27 protein-coding genes and 1 pseudogene are annotated in these 15,318 nt (G+C 39.5%); 10 read left to right on the top strand and 18 right to left on the bottom strand.

Annotated features, from left to right (window positions below):
• Window positions 1-108 precede the first annotated feature (108 nt).
• Window positions 109-1,029, top strand: coding sequence for a phosphotransferase family protein (locus EW028_RS04020; RefSeq protein ID WP_131519965.1), 921 nt, complete (start codon window positions 109-111; stop codon window positions 1,027-1,029).
• Here EW028_RS04020 and EW028_RS04015 read toward each other — a convergent pair.
• From EW028_RS04015 to EW028_RS04000, 4 genes are all read right to left on the bottom strand, one after another.
• On the bottom strand, window positions 1,015-1,809 hold the full coding sequence (locus EW028_RS04015) for a DnaD domain protein (RefSeq protein ID WP_131519964.1): 795 nt from the start codon (window positions 1,807-1,809) through the stop codon (window positions 1,015-1,017). The genes EW028_RS04020 and EW028_RS04015 overlap by 15 nt on opposite strands.
• A gap of 261 nt (window positions 1,810-2,070) precedes the next feature.
• On the bottom strand, window positions 2,071-2,490 hold the full coding sequence (locus EW028_RS04010; protein ID WP_131519963.1) for a hypothetical protein: 420 nt from the start codon (window positions 2,488-2,490) through the stop codon (window positions 2,071-2,073).
• 106 nt (window positions 2,491-2,596) lie between these two features.
• On the bottom strand, window positions 2,597-2,905 hold the full coding sequence (locus EW028_RS04005; protein ID WP_004228634.1) for a hypothetical protein: 309 nt from the start codon (window positions 2,903-2,905) through the stop codon (window positions 2,597-2,599).
• A gap of 458 nt (window positions 2,906-3,363) precedes the next feature.
• Window positions 3,364-3,648 carry a DUF5316 domain-containing protein gene (locus EW028_RS04000; protein ID WP_048393866.1) on the bottom strand — a complete coding sequence of 95 codons (285 nt, stop codon included), beginning with the start codon at window positions 3,646-3,648 and terminating at the stop codon, window positions 3,364-3,366.
• A gap of 116 nt (window positions 3,649-3,764) precedes the next feature.
• On the opposite strand from EW028_RS04000, the gene EW028_RS03995 reads away from it, so the two are divergent.
• From EW028_RS03995 to csaA, 3 genes are all read left to right on the top strand, one after another.
• Window positions 3,765-4,106, top strand: a complete 342-nt coding sequence (locus EW028_RS03995; RefSeq protein WP_131519962.1) for a DUF7668 domain-containing protein — start codon at window positions 3,765-3,767, stop codon at window positions 4,104-4,106.
• 77 nt (window positions 4,107-4,183) lie between these two features.
• The gene (locus EW028_RS03990; RefSeq protein ID WP_004228639.1) at window positions 4,184-4,360 is read left to right on the top strand and encodes a hypothetical protein; all 177 of its coding nucleotides are present in this window, start codon (window positions 4,184-4,186) and stop codon (window positions 4,358-4,360) included.
• Between the two features lie 88 nt (window positions 4,361-4,448).
• Entirely contained in the window at window positions 4,449-4,781 is a 333-nt protein-coding gene (gene csaA, locus EW028_RS03985; protein WP_004228641.1) for a chaperone CsaA, read from the top strand.
• Between the two features lie 12 nt (window positions 4,782-4,793).
• Here the strand turns inward: csaA and EW028_RS03980 are convergent, their stop codons facing one another.
• A complete protein-coding gene (locus tag EW028_RS03980; RefSeq protein ID WP_131519961.1) occupies window positions 4,794-5,675 on the bottom strand; it encodes an AraC family transcriptional regulator in 882 nt (293 codons plus the stop codon).
• Between the two features lie 643 nt (window positions 5,676-6,318).
• On the opposite strand from EW028_RS03980, the gene EW028_RS03975 reads away from it, so the two are divergent.
• Window positions 6,319-6,540, top strand: coding sequence for a hypothetical protein (locus EW028_RS03975; RefSeq protein WP_131519960.1), 222 nt, complete (start codon window positions 6,319-6,321; stop codon window positions 6,538-6,540).
• A 37-nt stretch (window positions 6,541-6,577) separates the two neighbouring features.
• Here the strand turns inward: EW028_RS03975 and EW028_RS03970 are convergent, their stop codons facing one another.
• From EW028_RS03970 to EW028_RS03960, 3 genes and pseudogenes are all read right to left on the bottom strand, one after another.
• Window positions 6,578-7,135 (bottom strand): isochorismatase family protein, encoded by a 558-nt coding sequence (locus EW028_RS03970; protein WP_131519959.1) that lies wholly within the window; start codon window positions 7,133-7,135, stop codon window positions 6,578-6,580.
• Window positions 7,136-7,199: 64 nt separating this feature from the next.
• Window positions 7,200-7,837, bottom strand: a pseudogene (locus EW028_RS03965) (O-methyltransferase).
• Window positions 7,821-8,150: a hypothetical protein gene (locus EW028_RS03960; RefSeq protein ID WP_131519958.1), complete on the bottom strand. Its 330-nt coding sequence runs from the start codon at window positions 8,148-8,150 to the stop codon at window positions 7,821-7,823. Before EW028_RS03960 ends, EW028_RS03965 begins: the two are co-directional and overlap by 17 nt.
• Before the next feature lie 150 nt (window positions 8,151-8,300).
• Between EW028_RS03960 and EW028_RS03955 the strand changes: the two genes are divergently transcribed.
• Window positions 8,301-8,501, top strand: a complete 201-nt coding sequence (locus tag EW028_RS03955; RefSeq protein WP_016993987.1) for a hypothetical protein — start codon at window positions 8,301-8,303, stop codon at window positions 8,499-8,501.
• Window positions 8,502-8,698: 197 nt separating this feature from the next.
• Here the strand turns inward: EW028_RS03955 and EW028_RS25095 are convergent, their stop codons facing one another.
• The 4 genes from EW028_RS25095 to EW028_RS03945 all read right to left on the bottom strand — a co-directional run bounded on the left by EW028_RS25095 (window position 8,699) and on the right by EW028_RS03945 (window position 10,318).
• Window positions 8,699-8,854, bottom strand: a complete 156-nt coding sequence (locus EW028_RS25095; protein ID WP_016993988.1) for a hypothetical protein — start codon at window positions 8,852-8,854, stop codon at window positions 8,699-8,701.
• A 166-nt stretch (window positions 8,855-9,020) separates the two neighbouring features.
• Window positions 9,021-9,200: a hypothetical protein gene (locus EW028_RS25090; RefSeq protein WP_193767314.1), complete on the bottom strand. Its 180-nt coding sequence runs from the start codon at window positions 9,198-9,200 to the stop codon at window positions 9,021-9,023.
• 12 nt (window positions 9,201-9,212) lie between these two features.
• Window positions 9,213-9,833 (bottom strand): NAD(P)-dependent oxidoreductase, encoded by a 621-nt coding sequence (locus EW028_RS03950; RefSeq protein WP_131519957.1) that lies wholly within the window; start codon window positions 9,831-9,833, stop codon window positions 9,213-9,215.
• A 77-nt stretch (window positions 9,834-9,910) separates the two neighbouring features.
• Window positions 9,911-10,318: a hypothetical protein gene (locus EW028_RS03945; RefSeq protein WP_227744850.1), complete on the bottom strand. Its 408-nt coding sequence runs from the start codon at window positions 10,316-10,318 to the stop codon at window positions 9,911-9,913.
• A 355-nt stretch (window positions 10,319-10,673) separates the two neighbouring features.
• Between EW028_RS03945 and EW028_RS25520 the strand changes: the two genes are divergently transcribed.
• Together EW028_RS25520 and EW028_RS25515 are read left to right on the top strand one after the other, a co-directional pair.
• Window positions 10,674-10,853: a hypothetical protein gene (locus EW028_RS25520; protein WP_227744849.1), complete on the top strand. Its 180-nt coding sequence runs from the start codon at window positions 10,674-10,676 to the stop codon at window positions 10,851-10,853.
• Between the two features lie 20 nt (window positions 10,854-10,873).
• Window positions 10,874-11,035, top strand: coding sequence for a hypothetical protein (locus tag EW028_RS25515; protein WP_227744848.1), 162 nt, complete (start codon window positions 10,874-10,876; stop codon window positions 11,033-11,035).
• 116 nt (window positions 11,036-11,151) lie between these two features.
• Here the strand turns inward: EW028_RS25515 and EW028_RS03935 are convergent, their stop codons facing one another.
• Together EW028_RS03935 and EW028_RS03930 are read right to left on the bottom strand one after the other, a co-directional pair.
• A complete protein-coding gene (locus EW028_RS03935) occupies window positions 11,152-11,451 on the bottom strand; it encodes a GPW/gp25 family protein (RefSeq protein WP_048393880.1) in 300 nt (99 codons plus the stop codon).
• Between the two features lie 158 nt (window positions 11,452-11,609).
• The gene (locus EW028_RS03930; protein WP_131519954.1) at window positions 11,610-11,810 is read right to left on the bottom strand and encodes a hypothetical protein; all 201 of its coding nucleotides are present in this window, start codon (window positions 11,808-11,810) and stop codon (window positions 11,610-11,612) included.
• A gap of 120 nt (window positions 11,811-11,930) precedes the next feature.
• Between EW028_RS03930 and EW028_RS03925 the strand changes: the two genes are divergently transcribed.
• Window positions 11,931-12,191: a transposase gene (locus EW028_RS03925; protein ID WP_227744847.1), complete on the top strand. Its 261-nt coding sequence runs from the start codon at window positions 11,931-11,933 to the stop codon at window positions 12,189-12,191.
• Here the strand turns inward: EW028_RS03925 and EW028_RS03920 are convergent.
• From EW028_RS03920 to EW028_RS03910, 3 genes are read right to left on the bottom strand one after another with little or no spacing between them, the layout of a single operon-like run.
• Window positions 12,188-12,871 carry a DUF1963 domain-containing protein gene (locus EW028_RS03920; protein ID WP_131519952.1) on the bottom strand — a complete coding sequence of 228 codons (684 nt, stop codon included), beginning with the start codon at window positions 12,869-12,871 and terminating at the stop codon, window positions 12,188-12,190. The genes EW028_RS03925 and EW028_RS03920 overlap by 4 nt on opposite strands.
• Window positions 12,861-13,436 (bottom strand): DNA-3-methyladenine glycosylase I, encoded by a 576-nt coding sequence (locus EW028_RS03915; protein ID WP_131519951.1) that lies wholly within the window; start codon window positions 13,434-13,436, stop codon window positions 12,861-12,863. The genes EW028_RS03920 and EW028_RS03915 overlap by 11 nt, the downstream gene beginning before the upstream one ends.
• 27 nt (window positions 13,437-13,463) lie before the next feature.
• Window positions 13,464-14,060 (bottom strand): class I SAM-dependent methyltransferase, encoded by a 597-nt coding sequence (locus tag EW028_RS03910; protein WP_048393890.1) that lies wholly within the window; start codon window positions 14,058-14,060, stop codon window positions 13,464-13,466.
• Between the two features lie 124 nt (window positions 14,061-14,184).
• Between EW028_RS03910 and aac(6') the strand changes: the two genes are divergently transcribed.
• Complete coding sequence (gene aac(6') / locus EW028_RS03905; protein WP_131519950.1) at window positions 14,185-14,619, top strand: aminoglycoside 6'-N-acetyltransferase; 435 nt, start codon at window positions 14,185-14,187, stop codon at window positions 14,617-14,619.
• 63 nt (window positions 14,620-14,682) lie between these two features.
• Here aac(6') and EW028_RS03900 read toward each other — a convergent pair whose 3' ends face one another.
• Window positions 14,683-14,874, bottom strand: a complete 192-nt coding sequence (locus EW028_RS03900) for a hypothetical protein (RefSeq protein WP_048393895.1) — start codon at window positions 14,872-14,874, stop codon at window positions 14,683-14,685.
• Window positions 14,875-15,318 lie beyond the last annotated feature (444 nt).

Here is a 15,318-nt window from a genome sequence, read left to right as displayed (position 1 = left end):
TTTTCATTATGATTTTATAACCTCTTTTCTCGCTTCCAAGCATTGACAAAGTATTATTTTCTGTAGTATTTTAGTTCTTCTAAAATATTGAAAGCGAGGAAAGAAAGTGTGCAGGCAGTAGAGATTATTCGTCAATTACCAAGCTTACACGGCTTTACACAGCTAGTGAAAATTAACAAAGGCTATTCACCTGATAGCAAGTATCTGGTAACAGTTGGTGAAACGCGCTATTTGGTGCGCTTGTCAGATCTAGCACATCATGACAAACGTGCAGTAGAGTTTTCCTTGCTCCAAGAGTTAGCAAAGCAGGGTGTAAGAACACATAAAGCCGTTAACTATACCTTGTTTCAGGAAGCCAATGTATCCGCAATGGTCGTTAGCTTTTTAGAAGAAACACCAGCAGATGAAATTATTCAGGAACTTTCTGACTCTGAGCAATTCCACCTTGGTCTTGCGGCGGGGAAAGAATTGAGAAAAATACATCAAGTGAGCCCTCCGCAAATAATTCATTGGGAGACAACACAGCTCAAAAAGTTTTCTACCTATTTGAAGGCATACCAACAAGATGCCTATCAACTTCCACAAGAAGCTAAACTATTGCGCTTTATTGAAACGCACTTACCGCTATTAAAGCAACGCCCCATCACCCTGCTTCATGATGATTTTCATCTTGGTCATATTATTTGTAAAGGACATACTTACAATGGGGTGATAGATTTTAATGGCTATGATGTGGGCGATCCTTATCATGACTTTTATAATCTTGCCTTGTTTAGTAGACGACAAAGTATCCCCTATTGTATTGGCCAGATTGATGGCTATTTTTCATCTGCACCAGACGATATGTTTTGGCGTTTATATGCTCTCTATGCAGCCATGACTGTCTTTTCAACCATTGTTTGGACTCGTCACTATGACCCACGCTCCTTTGATGATGCGTTGGAAAGAATTCACATGATTTTACAGGATCATGATAACTTTTCATCGATTAAGCCTATATGGTATGCGGAGAATTTATTCACTCCGTAAGAGGGCTAAAATTTTTTGTCGTTCTGCTGCAAAATCAATTGTTGGCCGAGATTCTTGTTCCTGATCACGCTGCTGAAACCACTGCGGAATGATTTTCCGTCTTCTGGCTTTAGAATGTGATGACACTTGCTGCTTGCGGGCTTGAAAACGCTGCTGGTCGATAGCAATATCTGCAAGACTCTTTATGTTCTGATTGCACCAATTTTGTAAGATGCTCTCGACATACCGCCAGCGTAAAACATTATGCACCACCGCTAGCTTCATCGCATAGATGACCATGTCCTCTGAAAAAATAGTGAGCCAATGACGAATTTTACTAGCAATATAGGCTGTTTGTGTGCCAAAGCCTTGTTGCACATAAAAGTGGTAGGCAGTGTTAGTAGACTCCTTATCATCTTTATCTTTTAGTAATTGATTATTTAGTAAATTATTATTTAGTAGTGTGGGCTTTTCCGTCGATGGTACGACCGTTGACGGTATAGCAGCACGTTTTGATGCTTCATAGACGAAAAATTCTACCCCACCGTACTTGCCGTCTTTTCCTCGTTCCTGTACTTTTTGAAGATAGCCCGCCTCTATGAGTTCGTCCAAAATTTTGGCTGTCGCTTCCCGCCCACATTTACTACGTATTGCTAAATCTGCAAGACTAAATGACCAATCATCTGGCAAAGACAGCATATAGGCAAGCAGACCCTTTGCTTTCCAGCTTAATTGCTCATCCTTTAAAAATGCTTTATCCAAAACCACATAATTCTCCTTTTTGGCTACTCGATAAATCATGACGATCCCTCTTTCCATCTAATGTCCTTTCTAACTAGATAAAGAAAATTTTTTAAAAATGGGACATAAAAAAAGAACATGCCATGAAGCATGCTCTTTTAAGAACAAGCGAAAGATGGTAGAAAGAATGAAATTTGTAACGTCGTCCCCTCTTAGCAAGAAGGTGAATAATGTTTTTATTCATGTCCGAGATTTACGTCAATCAGCAAAGATCTGTAATGGAAAATGAAAGCAGAAGCAATTGTTTGCTTCTGCTGTTTGTTATTCGTAAAGCTCTTTATAGACAATGACTTTTAAAGCTGCAATCTCTTCATCGGATAATTTGCCTTCCACCATTTTCAGGGCTTCTTCCTGCGTCATCGAGCCGTCCTGCAATTTTACACGCAAGTCGTTCAAATCGGTAATGCCCACTTTTTGAATTAAGACTTTCGTTGCCTCTTCTTTAGTCGTAAACGGTAATGTACTGCTATCGACCGTTTTCGCCTCTTCCATATAGGCTTTTAATTGTGGATCATTTTCAATGGTATTTTTGATTTCTTCCTTTTGTCCGCTATTTTCTAATTCTGTCGACAAGGTATCTACAATTTTTTCAGAGGCAAATTTTGTGCCGAAATGTAGTACACCATACCCCACTACACCAACAAATATAGCAATTACCACTAGAAATTTAATCAATCTCAACTACGCTCACTCCTTTATACACGTTCATCATACTATATGGAGCGGTTGTTGAGAAACAATTCTCCCTAGAAATTATGTAAAAAAACCCCATCTATGAAGATGAGGCTTATTTAACGTATTTCAAATACTTCCGCACAAATTCAACAATGTAGAGAACTTCCTCTTCCGTCATCGTTAGCAGCTTGCAAACACGTTGTAGTCTAGCCGGTAATGCTAACTGCTGACGCACCTGATGAATATACATATATTTGCATTTCCGCGGATTTACTTTGTCTCGTATTTGCTTATATCGTAGGTATGCATAGCGGGCAAAGGCGTTGAGCATCTCCCGCTCCTGCTCATCACGCTCCCTCTTTTTAGCAGCCTCATCAATGATGTCCGTGTCAAATATCTGTGTACCATCTGTTAATTGCATAGTACCACCTCTCTATTGCAAATGTACTCCTCTCTATTAAATGCAACAAAAAAAGCCACACCTAGGGTAGATGTGACACTTTTTATGATTTTTATATGTAACGATTGGTGGATAGCCTGTAAAATGTGGTGGATAGAATGCTCATTTTGATGGATAGAATCACTTAGAATGGATTGCTCATTCGTATCGGTGGATAGAATACTAAATGTGACGGATACAATGTCTAATCTGACGGATACAACTCTTATTTTGACCGATTGAAACACTTAGAATGGATTGCTCATTCATATCGGTGGATAGAATGCTAAATGTAACGGATACAATGTCTAATCTGACGGGTACATTGCTCATTTTGACCGATAGAATCGCTTAGAATGGGTTGCTCATTCAAATCAGTGGATTGAATGCTAAATGTGTTGAATACAATACTTATTCTAAATTGATTGCTGCTATTAGCTTCATAGATAATACACAAAGATTGCTACGATAATGTTTGGTATGGCTAATAGTAACGCATTATTCATGAGAAGATTGCGTTCGTTTCTGTCTTCATTGGTTTCTGTTGCGAAATTGGCGCGCATTCGATCTCCGCTTGCGATGGCTCCTGACAATAACATGGCAGAAACGATGAAAATTCCACCGAGTAGCCCTGAAAGCAAATGGGCTTTCTCTGTACCCCATATGAGAATGGAGCATATAACACCTAGAATGGACAAGATGGTGCCAATGCCTATATACTTCATTTTCAGCTCCCCTTCGTTTATTATACGGCTAACCGCTCTTTTTCGTTTCAATAAATCCCTATTTACCTATACAAAATTTTTCCTTTTCCAGTAAAATAACTATAAGGAGGGAGGCTATGCAAATGAAAGACAAAATAGAAGCATTAACAAAAATGACCTTAGATGATTTAGTACATAATAGATACGAGAAACTTCAACAGGAGAAGATATTAACAGAGGATACTGCTATATTTCTGCAGGAGGTTTTCGCCTTGCAAGGTATCTTAACATGGCCGCTGGATGAAGCTTCCGTAGCTATTGATGTGTATGAAATGAATGACCAAAGTTGTTTTACAACAGAAATTCGCTATTTATGGTTTGATGATGAAGAAAGTGCTGTGGTTCTTTTTTGCAAGGCCTATACAAATGCAGATCAAACGGAGATCACTGCTTTCATGATTGATACGGTTGATGCCTAGTATAGTATCCGCGCCAAACGTTCATAGTAAGTATGGTGTGAAACTCACGCCGAATCATACGACGGAGGGATCAATTTATGAATGGAATTCGTGAAGGTTTAATCCCCACTATACTCGGGTCAGCTGTTACGGCGGCAGGCTATGCAATGAAGCAAAAACATGGCTCTAACAAAATGGTGGCCAATACGATTTTTGGCTTCGGCTTAGCACACATTGTGTTAGGTGCGATTGACCTGGTAGAGCATCGTCGTTAACGAGAGAAGGGCACGCTATGTGCTCTTCTTTTTTGTATTTTTTTCTATTAAATGCTAACATTGTCATAAAAGCTTAAGGAGTACAGTGATGGCGACAATAGAAGATTTTATAGCACTTGATATACGAATCGGCACGGTATTAGAGGCTGAGGAACTGCCAAAGGCTCGGGTTCCTGCGATTAAAATGAAAATTGATTTTGGTGAAGAATTGGGCATTAAACAGTCTTCCGCACAAATTACGAAGCGTTATACACCCGAAGTCATCATTGGGAAGCAAGTAGTGGCGATTGTTAATTTCCCGCCACGTCGCGTTGCGGGTTTTAAGTCAGAGGTATTAGTCATTGGTGGTGTACCTGTGGAAGGAGATGTAATCCTGTTAACGCCCGATCAGCAGCTGCCCAATGGAACGAAAATACAGTAAAAGCCTCTCGCATTATGCAAGAGGCTTCTTTTTCTGAAGTGGTATCCAGATTTCACTTGTAAAGGTTGGTGAGGAAAAATTCGTGCTTGTATGGTGCACGATTTCTGGACCAGCAACCTGTTCATAGCCAGATGATGGGAACCACTCCGCATAAATGCGCCCCCATGTTTCCTGCAGTGTTTGTGGGAATGGTCCAACCGCTTGAAAGACAGCCCACGTACAAGCGGGTACATCCAACTGTGAAAAATGGTGAGACGTTTCGGTTGTGGCTACGCCGATATAATGATCCAGCTCGCCCTTTTCCTCCATTCTGTCCTCAGAAAAGTTTGTGGAGGCTTGGATGATTCCTGTTGGTTCTACATTCGACAGCTTTTTTAGGTGCCCAATATCCTCCATTGTTAATGCACGTGCCATTTCAGTTATCGCTTGATTTTCTCCTTGAAAGACGATAGGTACTCTTTTCATAAGACCCACGATGTGAAACGCTTCTTTTTGTTCGAGTCGGTAATTCATTTCACAACCTCCTTGTATGGTAAGTTGGAAGGTCATTCGTGGAAACGCTTTTAGGTGCTGACCATTTTGCCTCGCCTCCGATGGTGTGATGCCATGCATTTGCTGAAAGGCTCTTGTAAATGCATCTGCAGAGCGATAGCCATAACGAATCGCGATATCGAGAATTCTCATAGATGAATCTGATAGTTCCAGTGCGGCAAGCGTCAGACGCCTACGACGAATATACTCTGATAGCGAGATGCCTGCTAGAAAGGAAAACATACGTTTAAAATGGTATTCCGAGCAATAAGCTAATCTCGCAGCTTCTTGCACTTCAATTTCCTCTGTTAGATTGGCCTCGATATACGTAATCGCCTCATTCAACCTTGTTAAAGAATCCACTTCTATCACCTTCCTTATCTTTACTTTAGCAGGAATAGTAGCCTTCCATCCGACAATTGGTGCCCCATTTAGTCGCCTTCCAAAAAATAATCTATTGAACAGGCAGATAACTAGCTTTTGAAGCTACTTTCACATACATATAATAGTGTAAAGCTAATTTTAGCCTTACACCTCCTGACTTGATACTTAGGGTCACTGCTCGCACAGTGGCCCTATGAAAAAAAAGATTCTTGTGTCGCCTCATAATTTCCGTTACAATATTTGTAAAAACAGTCTATTGAGCTGGAGGCAGCAACATGGATCGTCTTTTCCAGTGGTACAAGTATTTAAAATACATACTCATTCCTATAATTATTTTAAAATACTTTCGTGGTGAGGGTGTATCGAATGTGCATCCTCTAATCATTCTTGAATATGCTCTCCTATTTGGAGTGAGCTTTTTACTCATTATTCTACAGGATTTTTTCGCCATTCGTAAAAATCAAAATTCCTACTGCGCCTCCTCATACTGATTATTTTACTGTTTTTGGCTATAACCGCCATTGTCTATCAAGCGATTATGTCTATTATTTTTTCAACCCTACTACTAGGCGTGTTAGGTACGGTACTTTATTTACATAGCAATGATGAAGGAGAACAATAAATGGTACATGAAAGCAATAGTAAGCGATTACTTTTAATCATCGGTTGGGTCAATGTGATAGCTGCTCTTCTCCTATTCCAAGCTTTTTGTGGGCTCATGGCTATCTGTATGGGAATTGTACTTAAAAAGGATTATCAAGCACCAACCCATGGGCTGGTTTTGATAGTAGTTGGTATCTTCAGTACTGTTATAGGTTGGTTGCTCAATCACTTCTATATGTAAAAATGACCAAGAGCCTAGATTCTTGGTCATTTTTTAATTAGCGATAACTATTATGTGTTGGTTCAAATAATGCTTCGTCGGCGTTTCGTACAAGTGAGAAATGATCCACATTATAATGGCCATGTAGGATGTCATTATGGTGTGCAACCGTATCTTCTGGTGATAAGTAGTCGGAACCATTTGTTGAATGGCCATCTCCCACTAAAGTGACATCAAAGCCCTGTATAGTTGCTGCTCTAACTGCTGTATCCACGCAATGCTCGGTTTTGCAGCCCATCATCACCAAATGCTCTACCTCATTGGCCTGTAAGTAATCGAGTAATCCCGTCCTATAAAAAGCGTTTGTAGCCAGTTTATCAAAATAAACAGCGGTAGTAGGTACTTGGATCGCTTGATGTACTTGAAAGCCTTCCCCTTCTCCACCCGCTACATCCTGATCACGTACAAAGATAATATGTGCCCCTGCCTCAATAGCTTTTTGAATAACGGCATTGATTGTTTTAAGCAATTCATCCTTGCGATAGACGGCTTGTTCATCCTGATTTCCCTCGATTAATTCTTGCTGTGCATCAATGACCACTAGTGCTTGCTTCAAAAGCATCTCTCCCTTATCGTTTGCTAACAATATTTTACCATTAATAGTTAATTTCTGATATGCATTATTTTATAACTTTTGAAACCGTCATACCATCCCCAATGGGTAAAAGAATCGAATCCAGCTGCGGATGATTAGCCACTGTGACATTGAACTTTTTCATGATGGCTGTATAGCGCTTGGGTGTAGCCATAGGGTCTGCTACACTGCCTCCTGCTAGGACATTATCTGTCACAATGAATGCACCAGGGCTTGCTAGCTGTATGCAATAGGCTAAATAATTTTCATAGTTATCCTTATCAGCATCAATGAAGAAAAAATCAAAACACTGTCCCGTTGCCACAAGCTTTTCAAGGCTATCCAATGCAGGACCTGTCATATACGTTACCTGCTCGGCAAAGCCTGCCTTGTCAAGATTTTTGGCGGCTAGCTGTGCATATTTATCCTCTAACTCTAGGGATGTCAGTTTGCCTTTCCCTTCCATTCCTCTCGCCAGAAAATACCACTATAGCCGCCAAGAGCACCAATTTCTAAAATAGCCTTTGACCTAGTAATCGATACAAGCATCGTCAACAGCTTTCCTGATGATCGAGAGACAGAAATAGCAGGCATACCATTTTCGGCAATAGAGGACAGGACATCCTCTAATAGGGCATCGTCCTGATAAAATACCTCATCTATATAGTTATTCATTTGTTTCATGTGCGTTATCTTCCTCTTGTAGACTGTCGTTGGTTTCATTTTCTTGAATATCAAACAACTGGCAAAATTCTTGGATAACCAGATCGATGGCTTTTAATTCACCGACTAAAATTTGCTGAATCGATTGATATTCTGGCTGTTCTAATTGCTGTTTAATGGTAGCTCGCTTCACATGCAGCATCTCTAAAAATGAAATCGCTTTGCCGCGTCGGAACGTTTTTGCTCCTCGCTGTGGCGCACCTTCCATGCCTCTGTGGCGTCCTCCACGGTGATGTCCCTCTCTCATATGCTCTCTAAATCCAGATCCTCTCATTTCTAAAACACCCCTTTTGTATACATTTGTATACATTAATTTAAACTATTTGTATACAAATGTATACAAATTGTCAATTAAACATAATGCTTTCATGCTTCAACATATGTTAGACAGTAGGGTGAACGTATCGAAATGGAGGTAAGATGAGTGAAAAGGGTTATAAAATATGTGTTGGGCATCGGTACATTATTGATACTGTCAGGCATATTTTTGATTGGAGCACAATCTCACTATAATCAGAAGGAAATTAAAATTGCCAGTAAGCTATGTCTTGAAAATGGCGGACAGCCTACTATCATCCGCGATTATTTGGCTTTGAATTACTCCTTTTCATGTCAGAAGAACTGAGGTAGTACATATATGGATAGTGAACTGAGTTGCTAGAAAATCGAGTAAATTTCATCTATCTTTCAGGCAAATGGCTAGCTAACAAGATTACTTTTACATACAAATAGTAGTGTAAAGCAAATCTAGCCTTTCCACAGCTCTCCTGTTTTGAGGTCACTTTCCTTGGAAGGTGGCCTTTTTTGGCATGAAAAAAGACGTCATGTCGACGTCTTTAATGTTTGATCGATATCCTCAATCAACCTATCCACTTGTTCCTTTGTTATCTTGATGACATATAATTCTGTCGTTTCGATTCCATCAAGGCTTGTTAGGTGTTTAGGATATTGATAGTTATTTGATATCTCCTTGTCCATACAATCACCTCTTCAATAGATATATTCGACATAAAGTATAGCAAACCTTCTATAAAAAGGAAAATAACAGTATATTTTTTCACTAAAATAGCTATCATTTGGACGATTTAGGATAAAAAAAGGTTAAAGTCATAAGTCCATTTAGACTATCCTTATGTAAAAGTGCTTATTGCTTACCAAATTTCGCAATTTTTTTGAGGTAGAATGACCCGATGAAAACAATGATAACTCCATAGACTTTCAGCAGCACATTTCTCACAGGTGCCTCTTCTATGGTTGTACTGAGATAGGCACATCCTACGACAATGATTGTCATCCCGATGATGGCATGAATATATTTCACCATAGCTCCCCTTTTCTAGTAGGCAAGTCCGACGCGCGTTCTCAAAAAATCCTTGCTAAAGATTTGTTGGTAGGCAAAATCTGCTGTATCCGCTACTGAAATTTCGCTACCTCCCTCTGGCAAGAAGTTGCGTTCAACGCGGTAGTTTCCTGTCCAGGCCCCATCAGGTAAATAGGTAGGACAAACAATTGTCCAATCCATTGCAGATTGCTGTAGCTGTTCGAATACACGTTGGTGCTCCTGTGCAGCAAAGGTCGATTTTCGTTTCGATTCCGTTGATTGGTAACGAAGAAGAGTCGGCGTTACACGACTTTGTAGAATCCCTGCTGTTCCAATCGTAATGATTCTTGTCACCTGTTGCTTTGTCATCGCTTCAAGAATCAATGGTAAGCTAGCCGATAATGTAGTGCCTCCATCTGTATTTAATGCACTCACCACCACATCCACATGATGCATTGCCTGCTCGATATCCTGCTTGTTTAAAACATCCCCTTTCATTACACACAGCTGTTGATGATGGTGCGGTAATTTATCGGGATTTCGGACTAATAGGGTGACCTCATGCTGATCCTTTATTGCTAGTTCCACCAGATGGCTGCCGACACGACCACTCGCGCCTAATATTAATATTTTCATTTCTCTCACCTCTTTTATCATTATATTACAATTCCCTATATATGTAAAAAGGCACAGATCACAGTGCCTCCCCTCTACTATTCACGCTCTAGTAATTGAACATCAACCATAAATAGATGCATATTATTCTTTTCAGCTAGCTCATCGATAATCGATTGAATTTCACTTTCTGTACTTACATCAATTTCTTCCCCATCGTGTAATTGAATAGTGATGACTTGATGCGCTGGAGAGTCTATTAGATAACCAACTGTACTATCAGGCGAGTAGCCTGCCGACCGTATCGCCTGTAACACTTGTTTTGTAAAATTCGTAGCTTGTAATTTTTCGCCAAGCTCCTCTGCATAGATAGTCGCTCTTTCAGGGCTCGGGGTTATAATTGAAGGCTCCCTTTGTACCATCCACAATGACACCACAACCAGTAAGCACATGAATAAAAAGAAGATTTGCAGGACATTTTTCATACACTCGCTCCATTTCTCCATGAAATTTACAGGCGGAAGTCTAGCAATCTTTTTCCCTGAAATTGTTATTATTCTCACAGCTATGTATAGCTATTTCTCTCTTTAATTATTAAAAAATAATTTTCTTTTTGTACAAAGGGCAAATTACCAAGAAGTTTTGTTTGTGGCTTCATAGATTAGAAATGTAAAGGTTAGCGCTACCATTACTAAAAAACTAACAAAAAGGGAGATTAAAAGATGCAGGATAGTAGATATAGTCAATATATGAATTGGAATCATAAAAAAGAAAAGTGCTGTGAACAATATGTAAAATGCTATTGTCATTTAGAAAAAAAATGTGAACACAAACAAGAAGGATGCAAATGCAAACACAAGCATGAGCATTGCAAATGGGAACAGAAGCACCAGCGATGTAAGTGTCATGAAAAGGATGACCATTGTAAATGGGAACATAAGGAGGATTCTTGCTCTTGCAAAAAAGAGGAGGAAGAGTACTACTACGAGAAGGATTATTCCAAAGATCACAAGTGTAAAGGCTGTATTTGTCATCTATTAAGATGCTTATCTCCTGGTACTTTGGTAGATGTTATTTTAGCAGGTGGCGGTAGCTTTGCAGGAATTTCCTTTATCAGCTTAGATCCTAAAACTTGCTGTGCTACATTCTTAGAGATAGAGGCAGCAGCACCAACACCACTTATCATTGATTGCCAGCAAATTATTGCCATTAGAAACGCGTAACTGTTCCATTATCCTACTTGACAACAATTCATATACCATAATCCTACCACTATAAGCACATTTAATCTTCTGCCAGGTTCGTGAAACCATACCTGGCAGAATTCATATTTTTTCAGCTATTCATTGACAATGACTTTGACAATGGGCTCTAATTTCCCTCTATTCACATCGCCAAGATAATCAACATCTACTACGACAGCTCGTGGCTCAAAACGTTGGATACATTCTATAAGGCGTTTTGTGTTTATTTTCTTCATACGCTGGAAGGGTTTACGAATATCAGACCTTGTCACATATTCGCGGAGCGGACAAGGAATCGTAAACGTCGATAAAATAAATGCTACATTTTGTAATATACCTTCCACGCCTGTAGCATTACCATTAACATTACTTAAAGCCGTTACTTGATGTGTCATTCTATCAACCTTTCTTCTACGTTCATACAATTGGTACTTTGGAAAAGAGCACTTTGTTATTTATGCTTGCTCATTAAAAATTATGAACGCTTTGTTTTTATGTACCCAATGTTATTTTTATTCAAACAACATCTTAGTTGATAGGCTGACCTACAAGCTTAGCGCATGATGGCGTAGTAAATAACATACAGCCAGCTAAAACAGCCATGAATGATTGCCCAAATGATGGAGTGATGCACACTCCAGGAGATCGTAATCGCTAAAACCGAACCAAAGCCAATGCCATTTTTGACCATCGTTTTATGCTCCACTTTTTTCACCTTCCTAGTGCTTTTTAACTCTCCTTCTTGCCATCGCAATCGGTTTCCCTCCTATCGTTTTCTATGTTTATGCAGGAACGAACAAGGGCAATCTGAAAGAAAGGATGTGATGTTATGACAATTTTCATGCTGACTGCCACGATTGGCATCCCCAGCCTTATGGCATATCTTCAGCACAAATGGGCTAGCTTTCGCCTTCTTTTCAACATACTAGGTGTCCTTGCTGCGATTCTGTTTAGCACGATTGCCGCTACAGCTATAACGAACATTATTCTTGAGGATGTAGTCTTTATGACAACGATCCATGCTGTGTTCTTAAACCCTGTCTTTCTAATTACAGGGGCGTACCTTGGCTTATATCTGATTTACCAGTTCATCATGATGACAATTCATGAAAGAGACAAGCCGCCATCCCTTTAGTAGAAATCACAATAGACGTGCCAAGTCTGGATGGTTGGATTGTAGAAAAAATAAAAATTACCATGATCCACGATGTTCAAACGCGCTTTTGCATCGGAGGCAATTTGGAGGACAAATGGCGCATCGTCACCGAAATCAACGCCACTTTGACAAAAGCTTGGATAGCCACCAATTTTATGGAGTGGATAGAGGTCTTCAACAATATCCTCAAAATAGTCGAGCTGCTCTTCATGCTCCAACGTCAAAATCTCTTCCTCCAATTGAGCAGGAATACCGCCCCCATCCCATGTTGGATAGTCGTTCGTGATATGCTGTGGTAGGAGTGGAAACGCGCGAATTTGTTCATGCTGCCATTCGCGCTTTACTAAGCCTTCCAAAGAGGTGTACGTTCTAATATTAAAATAAGAACTAAGATCATCCTCCATGAGATGATCTAATAGACGTTCATCGACAAAGACTGTGACTAAGTGAAAAGGCTGTAATGCCATCGGTACATAGGGTAGACCTTTTAGAAAAAACGTAGCGAGCGGCTGATAGCCAGATGGTGGCTGCTCTTCTGGTAAGGACCAGCCCACATAGCCAATCCAGCTTTCCAATAAATCATGTGTAGGTCGAATACCACCCGTTTGAAAAATCGTGGCCTGCGTGGCTAGTTGAGCCCGAATATGTTCAATTGCCATCCGCTAGCTCCTTTTGTCGACAGCAGCAATCTGTTGTATGGTCGTTTACCATGCCTACTGCCTGCATAAAGGAATAACAAATTGTACTACCGATAAATTTAAAGCCATCTTTCTTCAATTGCTTGCTCATACGATCACTAATTTCTGTCGTCACAGGCACCTCTTTGATGGATGCCCACTCATTCAAAACTGGTTTGTGATCTACAAAGCCCCAAATATAATCTGAGAATGAGCCATGCTTTTCCTGTATTTGGAGATATGCTTTAGCATTTGTCACCACGCTAGCTATTTTTAATTTATTGCGTACAATCCGTGTGTCTTGCTGCAATTCCTCTAGCTTGTCTGCTGTATAATGGATAATTTTTTCCACATCGAATTGATCAAATGCCTCACGATAGCCTTCACGCTTTTGGAGAATCGTCCACCAGCTCAAGCCAGCCTGTGCCCCCTCCAAGCAAAGCATCTCGAATAAATGCTGGTCATCATAGACAGGTACACCCCACTCCTTGTCATGGTATTCCACATACAAAGGTTCATCTAGCTTGACCCAATCACATCTTTTCATTTTTATACCCTCCATTTTATGTATCCTTTACTTAATAGCTGTAATGCAAAGCCATCCTTTACTTGATTTTTCGGTGACATACACGGTTTGAAAACCGATACGTTCTAATAATTGCTTCGTTGCCTCAGGTGTTTGATAGGCTTTCATATGATAGTTCATTTTGTAGAGCTCTGCTATGATAATAAATTTCCCACCGTTTTTCAGAACCCGCCATACTTCCTCTACATCCTGCTCCAAGGATGGCCAAAAATAGTGTGTTTGAAAGGCTGTAATCGCATCAAAAAACTGATCATCGTATGGAATGCTTGAAACACTTGCCTCTTTCACAATGACGCTACCCCTGGCAACATTTGCTTTATTCAATTTGATTGATTCCTTCACTGCCTGTGTGGAAAAATCTATCCCATATATTATACCATTTGGATTTAATTTGGATAAAATTTGGAGCGTTTTCCCACCACCACAACCTATGTCTAACACACGATCACCGTCATTGATAGCTCCTTGCCTGATGAACCATGCATTCATACCACGATGGGCAAAATTCATAATTTGTAGCATCGTTGAGCCAATCCATCCATTTGGCTTTTTCGCTTGTTCAATTAACGTTTGTAAGAGTGACATGATTGGATTCCCCCCCTCAAGTAAGATTGTTAAAATAGAATTAGAGCTTTAAAATAAAAACGCTTACTAGTTTGTACGTACTTCAAAACAAATTGTTTCATTTTTTACAAAGGAGGAAGATTTTATGATTCAACAAGCAAACCAGAAGGACGCTCATGCTGCAGCCTCATTAGCCTTACTGCTCTGGCCCAATCATACACGAGAGGAATTTACCGAAAAGATGACACAGCTGCTAAAGGAAGAAAACGCAGCTATTTTCCTTGTCTATGACGATGACGAAGCAGTTGGATTTGCCCAATGCCAGTTAAGAACAGACTATGTAGAAGGGACTGACTCGAGTCCAGTCGGCTATTTAGAAGGCCTTTTTGTGAGAGAGGAATATCGCCAGCAGGGCTATGCAAGACTGCTTGTGGAGAAATGTGAGCAATGGGCAAAGCATAGGGGCTGTCTAGAGTTTGCCAGTGACTGTGAATGGGACAATGACGAAAGCCTAAGGGTTCATCTTCAGCTCGGTTTTACAGAAGCTAATCGCATCATTTGCTTCACAAAAAAATTATAAAAATGGCTGACAAAAAAATCACAGGCGTTGCAAACATAGCACCTGTGATTTTTCGACATTTTTTTAGTTTAGATATGTATTGTTGGAAATATTTCGTTCGCGCTCATCTATGATTAAATGGATCATTAATGCGAGTTGTTGTTCGATTCGCATATTATTTAGATGTAAGATATCAGCAATCACATTCTTGTGCTTCTCTGCTAATTCCATCTCCTCTAGCATTAACATAATTTCTTCTTTTGTCAGCCCAAACATACTCATATCACCCCAATACTCTCTCTATTTATTATTGTAAAATCATTACTCCCATTTCATAATTAACGAAAATTTATCTTATTGCATGAACCATTTTTACTAATTATAGGTTTAAACATAGAAAATAATCAATCTATTATCCACATTTATTTAATATTTATTTTACATTCAGTAAAAACTTTTATTATGTTGGTTATAACTTATACAAAGATTGTATAAGTTTTCCTGTGGAATATTTCAAAATATTGCAGTAATTGCAACAAGACATCTATACCATTATAAAAATATTCTTGCATTTTGTCGAATTATAGTTTTTTTCACAATTTAAATTTAATTAACAACCCAAACGTATTCCTTTACCCATTTTTCACATATATGAAATATCAATACGCGAATCCACAAAAAAAGTAATTTCAAAATTGAAACTACTTGTCTTATTTGTAT

Source organism: Lysinibacillus sp. OL1 (genome assembly GCF_004332175.1).
GTDB classification, from domain to species: Bacteria; Bacillota; Bacilli; order Bacillales_A; family Planococcaceae; genus Lysinibacillus; species Lysinibacillus capsici.
The sequence above is the reverse complement of the archived record's forward strand: the minus strand, read 5'-3'. Positions and strand labels throughout refer to the sequence as shown.

Bases quoted from the DNA above. Each gene is read 5' to 3' on its own strand.
- EW028_RS03900 (WP_048393895.1), bottom strand. From the start codon at position 14,874: ATGTTTGGGCTGACAAAAGAAGAAATTATGTTAATGCTAGAGGAGATG.
- EW028_RS03935 (WP_048393880.1), bottom strand. From the start codon at position 11,451: ATGACACATCAAGTAACGGCTTTAAGTAATGTTAATGGTAATGCTACA.
- EW028_RS04005 (WP_004228634.1), bottom strand. From the start codon at position 2,905: ATGCAATTAACAGATGGTACACAGATATTTGACACGGACATCATTGAT.
- EW028_RS25090 (WP_193767314.1), bottom strand. From the start codon at position 9,200: ATGGTGAAATATATTCATGCCATCATCGGGATGACAATCATTGTCGTA.
- EW028_RS03950 (WP_131519957.1), bottom strand. From the start codon at position 9,833: ATGAAAATATTAATATTAGGCGCGAGTGGTCGTGTCGGCAGCCATCTG.
- EW028_RS03910 (WP_048393890.1), bottom strand. From the start codon at position 14,060: ATGTCACTCTTACAAACGTTAATTGAACAAGCGAAAAAGCCAAATGGA.
- EW028_RS03975 (WP_131519960.1), top strand. From the start codon at position 6,319: ATGGTACATGAAAGCAATAGTAAGCGATTACTTTTAATCATCGGTTGG.
- EW028_RS03960 (WP_131519958.1), bottom strand. From the start codon at position 8,150: ATGAGAGGATCTGGATTTAGAGAGCATATGAGAGAGGGACATCACCGT.
- EW028_RS03945 (WP_227744850.1), bottom strand. From the start codon at position 10,318: ATGGAGAAATGGAGCGAGTGTATGAAAAATGTCCTGCAAATCTTCTTT.
- EW028_RS25095 (WP_016993988.1), bottom strand. From the start codon at position 8,854: ATGGACAAGGAGATATCAAATAACTATCAATATCCTAAACACCTAACA.
- EW028_RS03925 (WP_227744847.1), top strand. From the start codon at position 11,931: ATGGCATATCTTCAGCACAAATGGGCTAGCTTTCGCCTTCTTTTCAAC.
- EW028_RS03920 (WP_131519952.1), bottom strand. From the start codon at position 12,871: ATGGCAATTGAACATATTCGGGCTCAACTAGCCACGCAGGCCACGATT.
- EW028_RS03990 (WP_004228639.1), top strand. From the start codon at position 4,184: ATGAATGGAATTCGTGAAGGTTTAATCCCCACTATACTCGGGTCAGCT.
- EW028_RS03915 (WP_131519951.1), bottom strand. From the start codon at position 13,436: ATGAAAAGATGTGATTGGGTCAAGCTAGATGAACCTTTGTATGTGGAA.
- EW028_RS04000 (WP_048393866.1), bottom strand. From the start codon at position 3,648: ATGAAGTATATAGGCATTGGCACCATCTTGTCCATTCTAGGTGTTATA.
- EW028_RS03995 (WP_131519962.1), top strand. From the start codon at position 3,765: ATGCAAATGAAAGACAAAATAGAAGCATTAACAAAAATGACCTTAGAT.
- EW028_RS04015 (WP_131519964.1), bottom strand. From the start codon at position 1,809: ATGATTTATCGAGTAGCCAAAAAGGAGAATTATGTGGTTTTGGATAAA.
- EW028_RS25520 (WP_227744849.1), top strand. From the start codon at position 10,674: ATGAGCATTGCAAATGGGAACAGAAGCACCAGCGATGTAAGTGTCATG.
- csaA (WP_004228641.1), top strand. From the start codon at position 4,449: ATGGCGACAATAGAAGATTTTATAGCACTTGATATACGAATCGGCACG.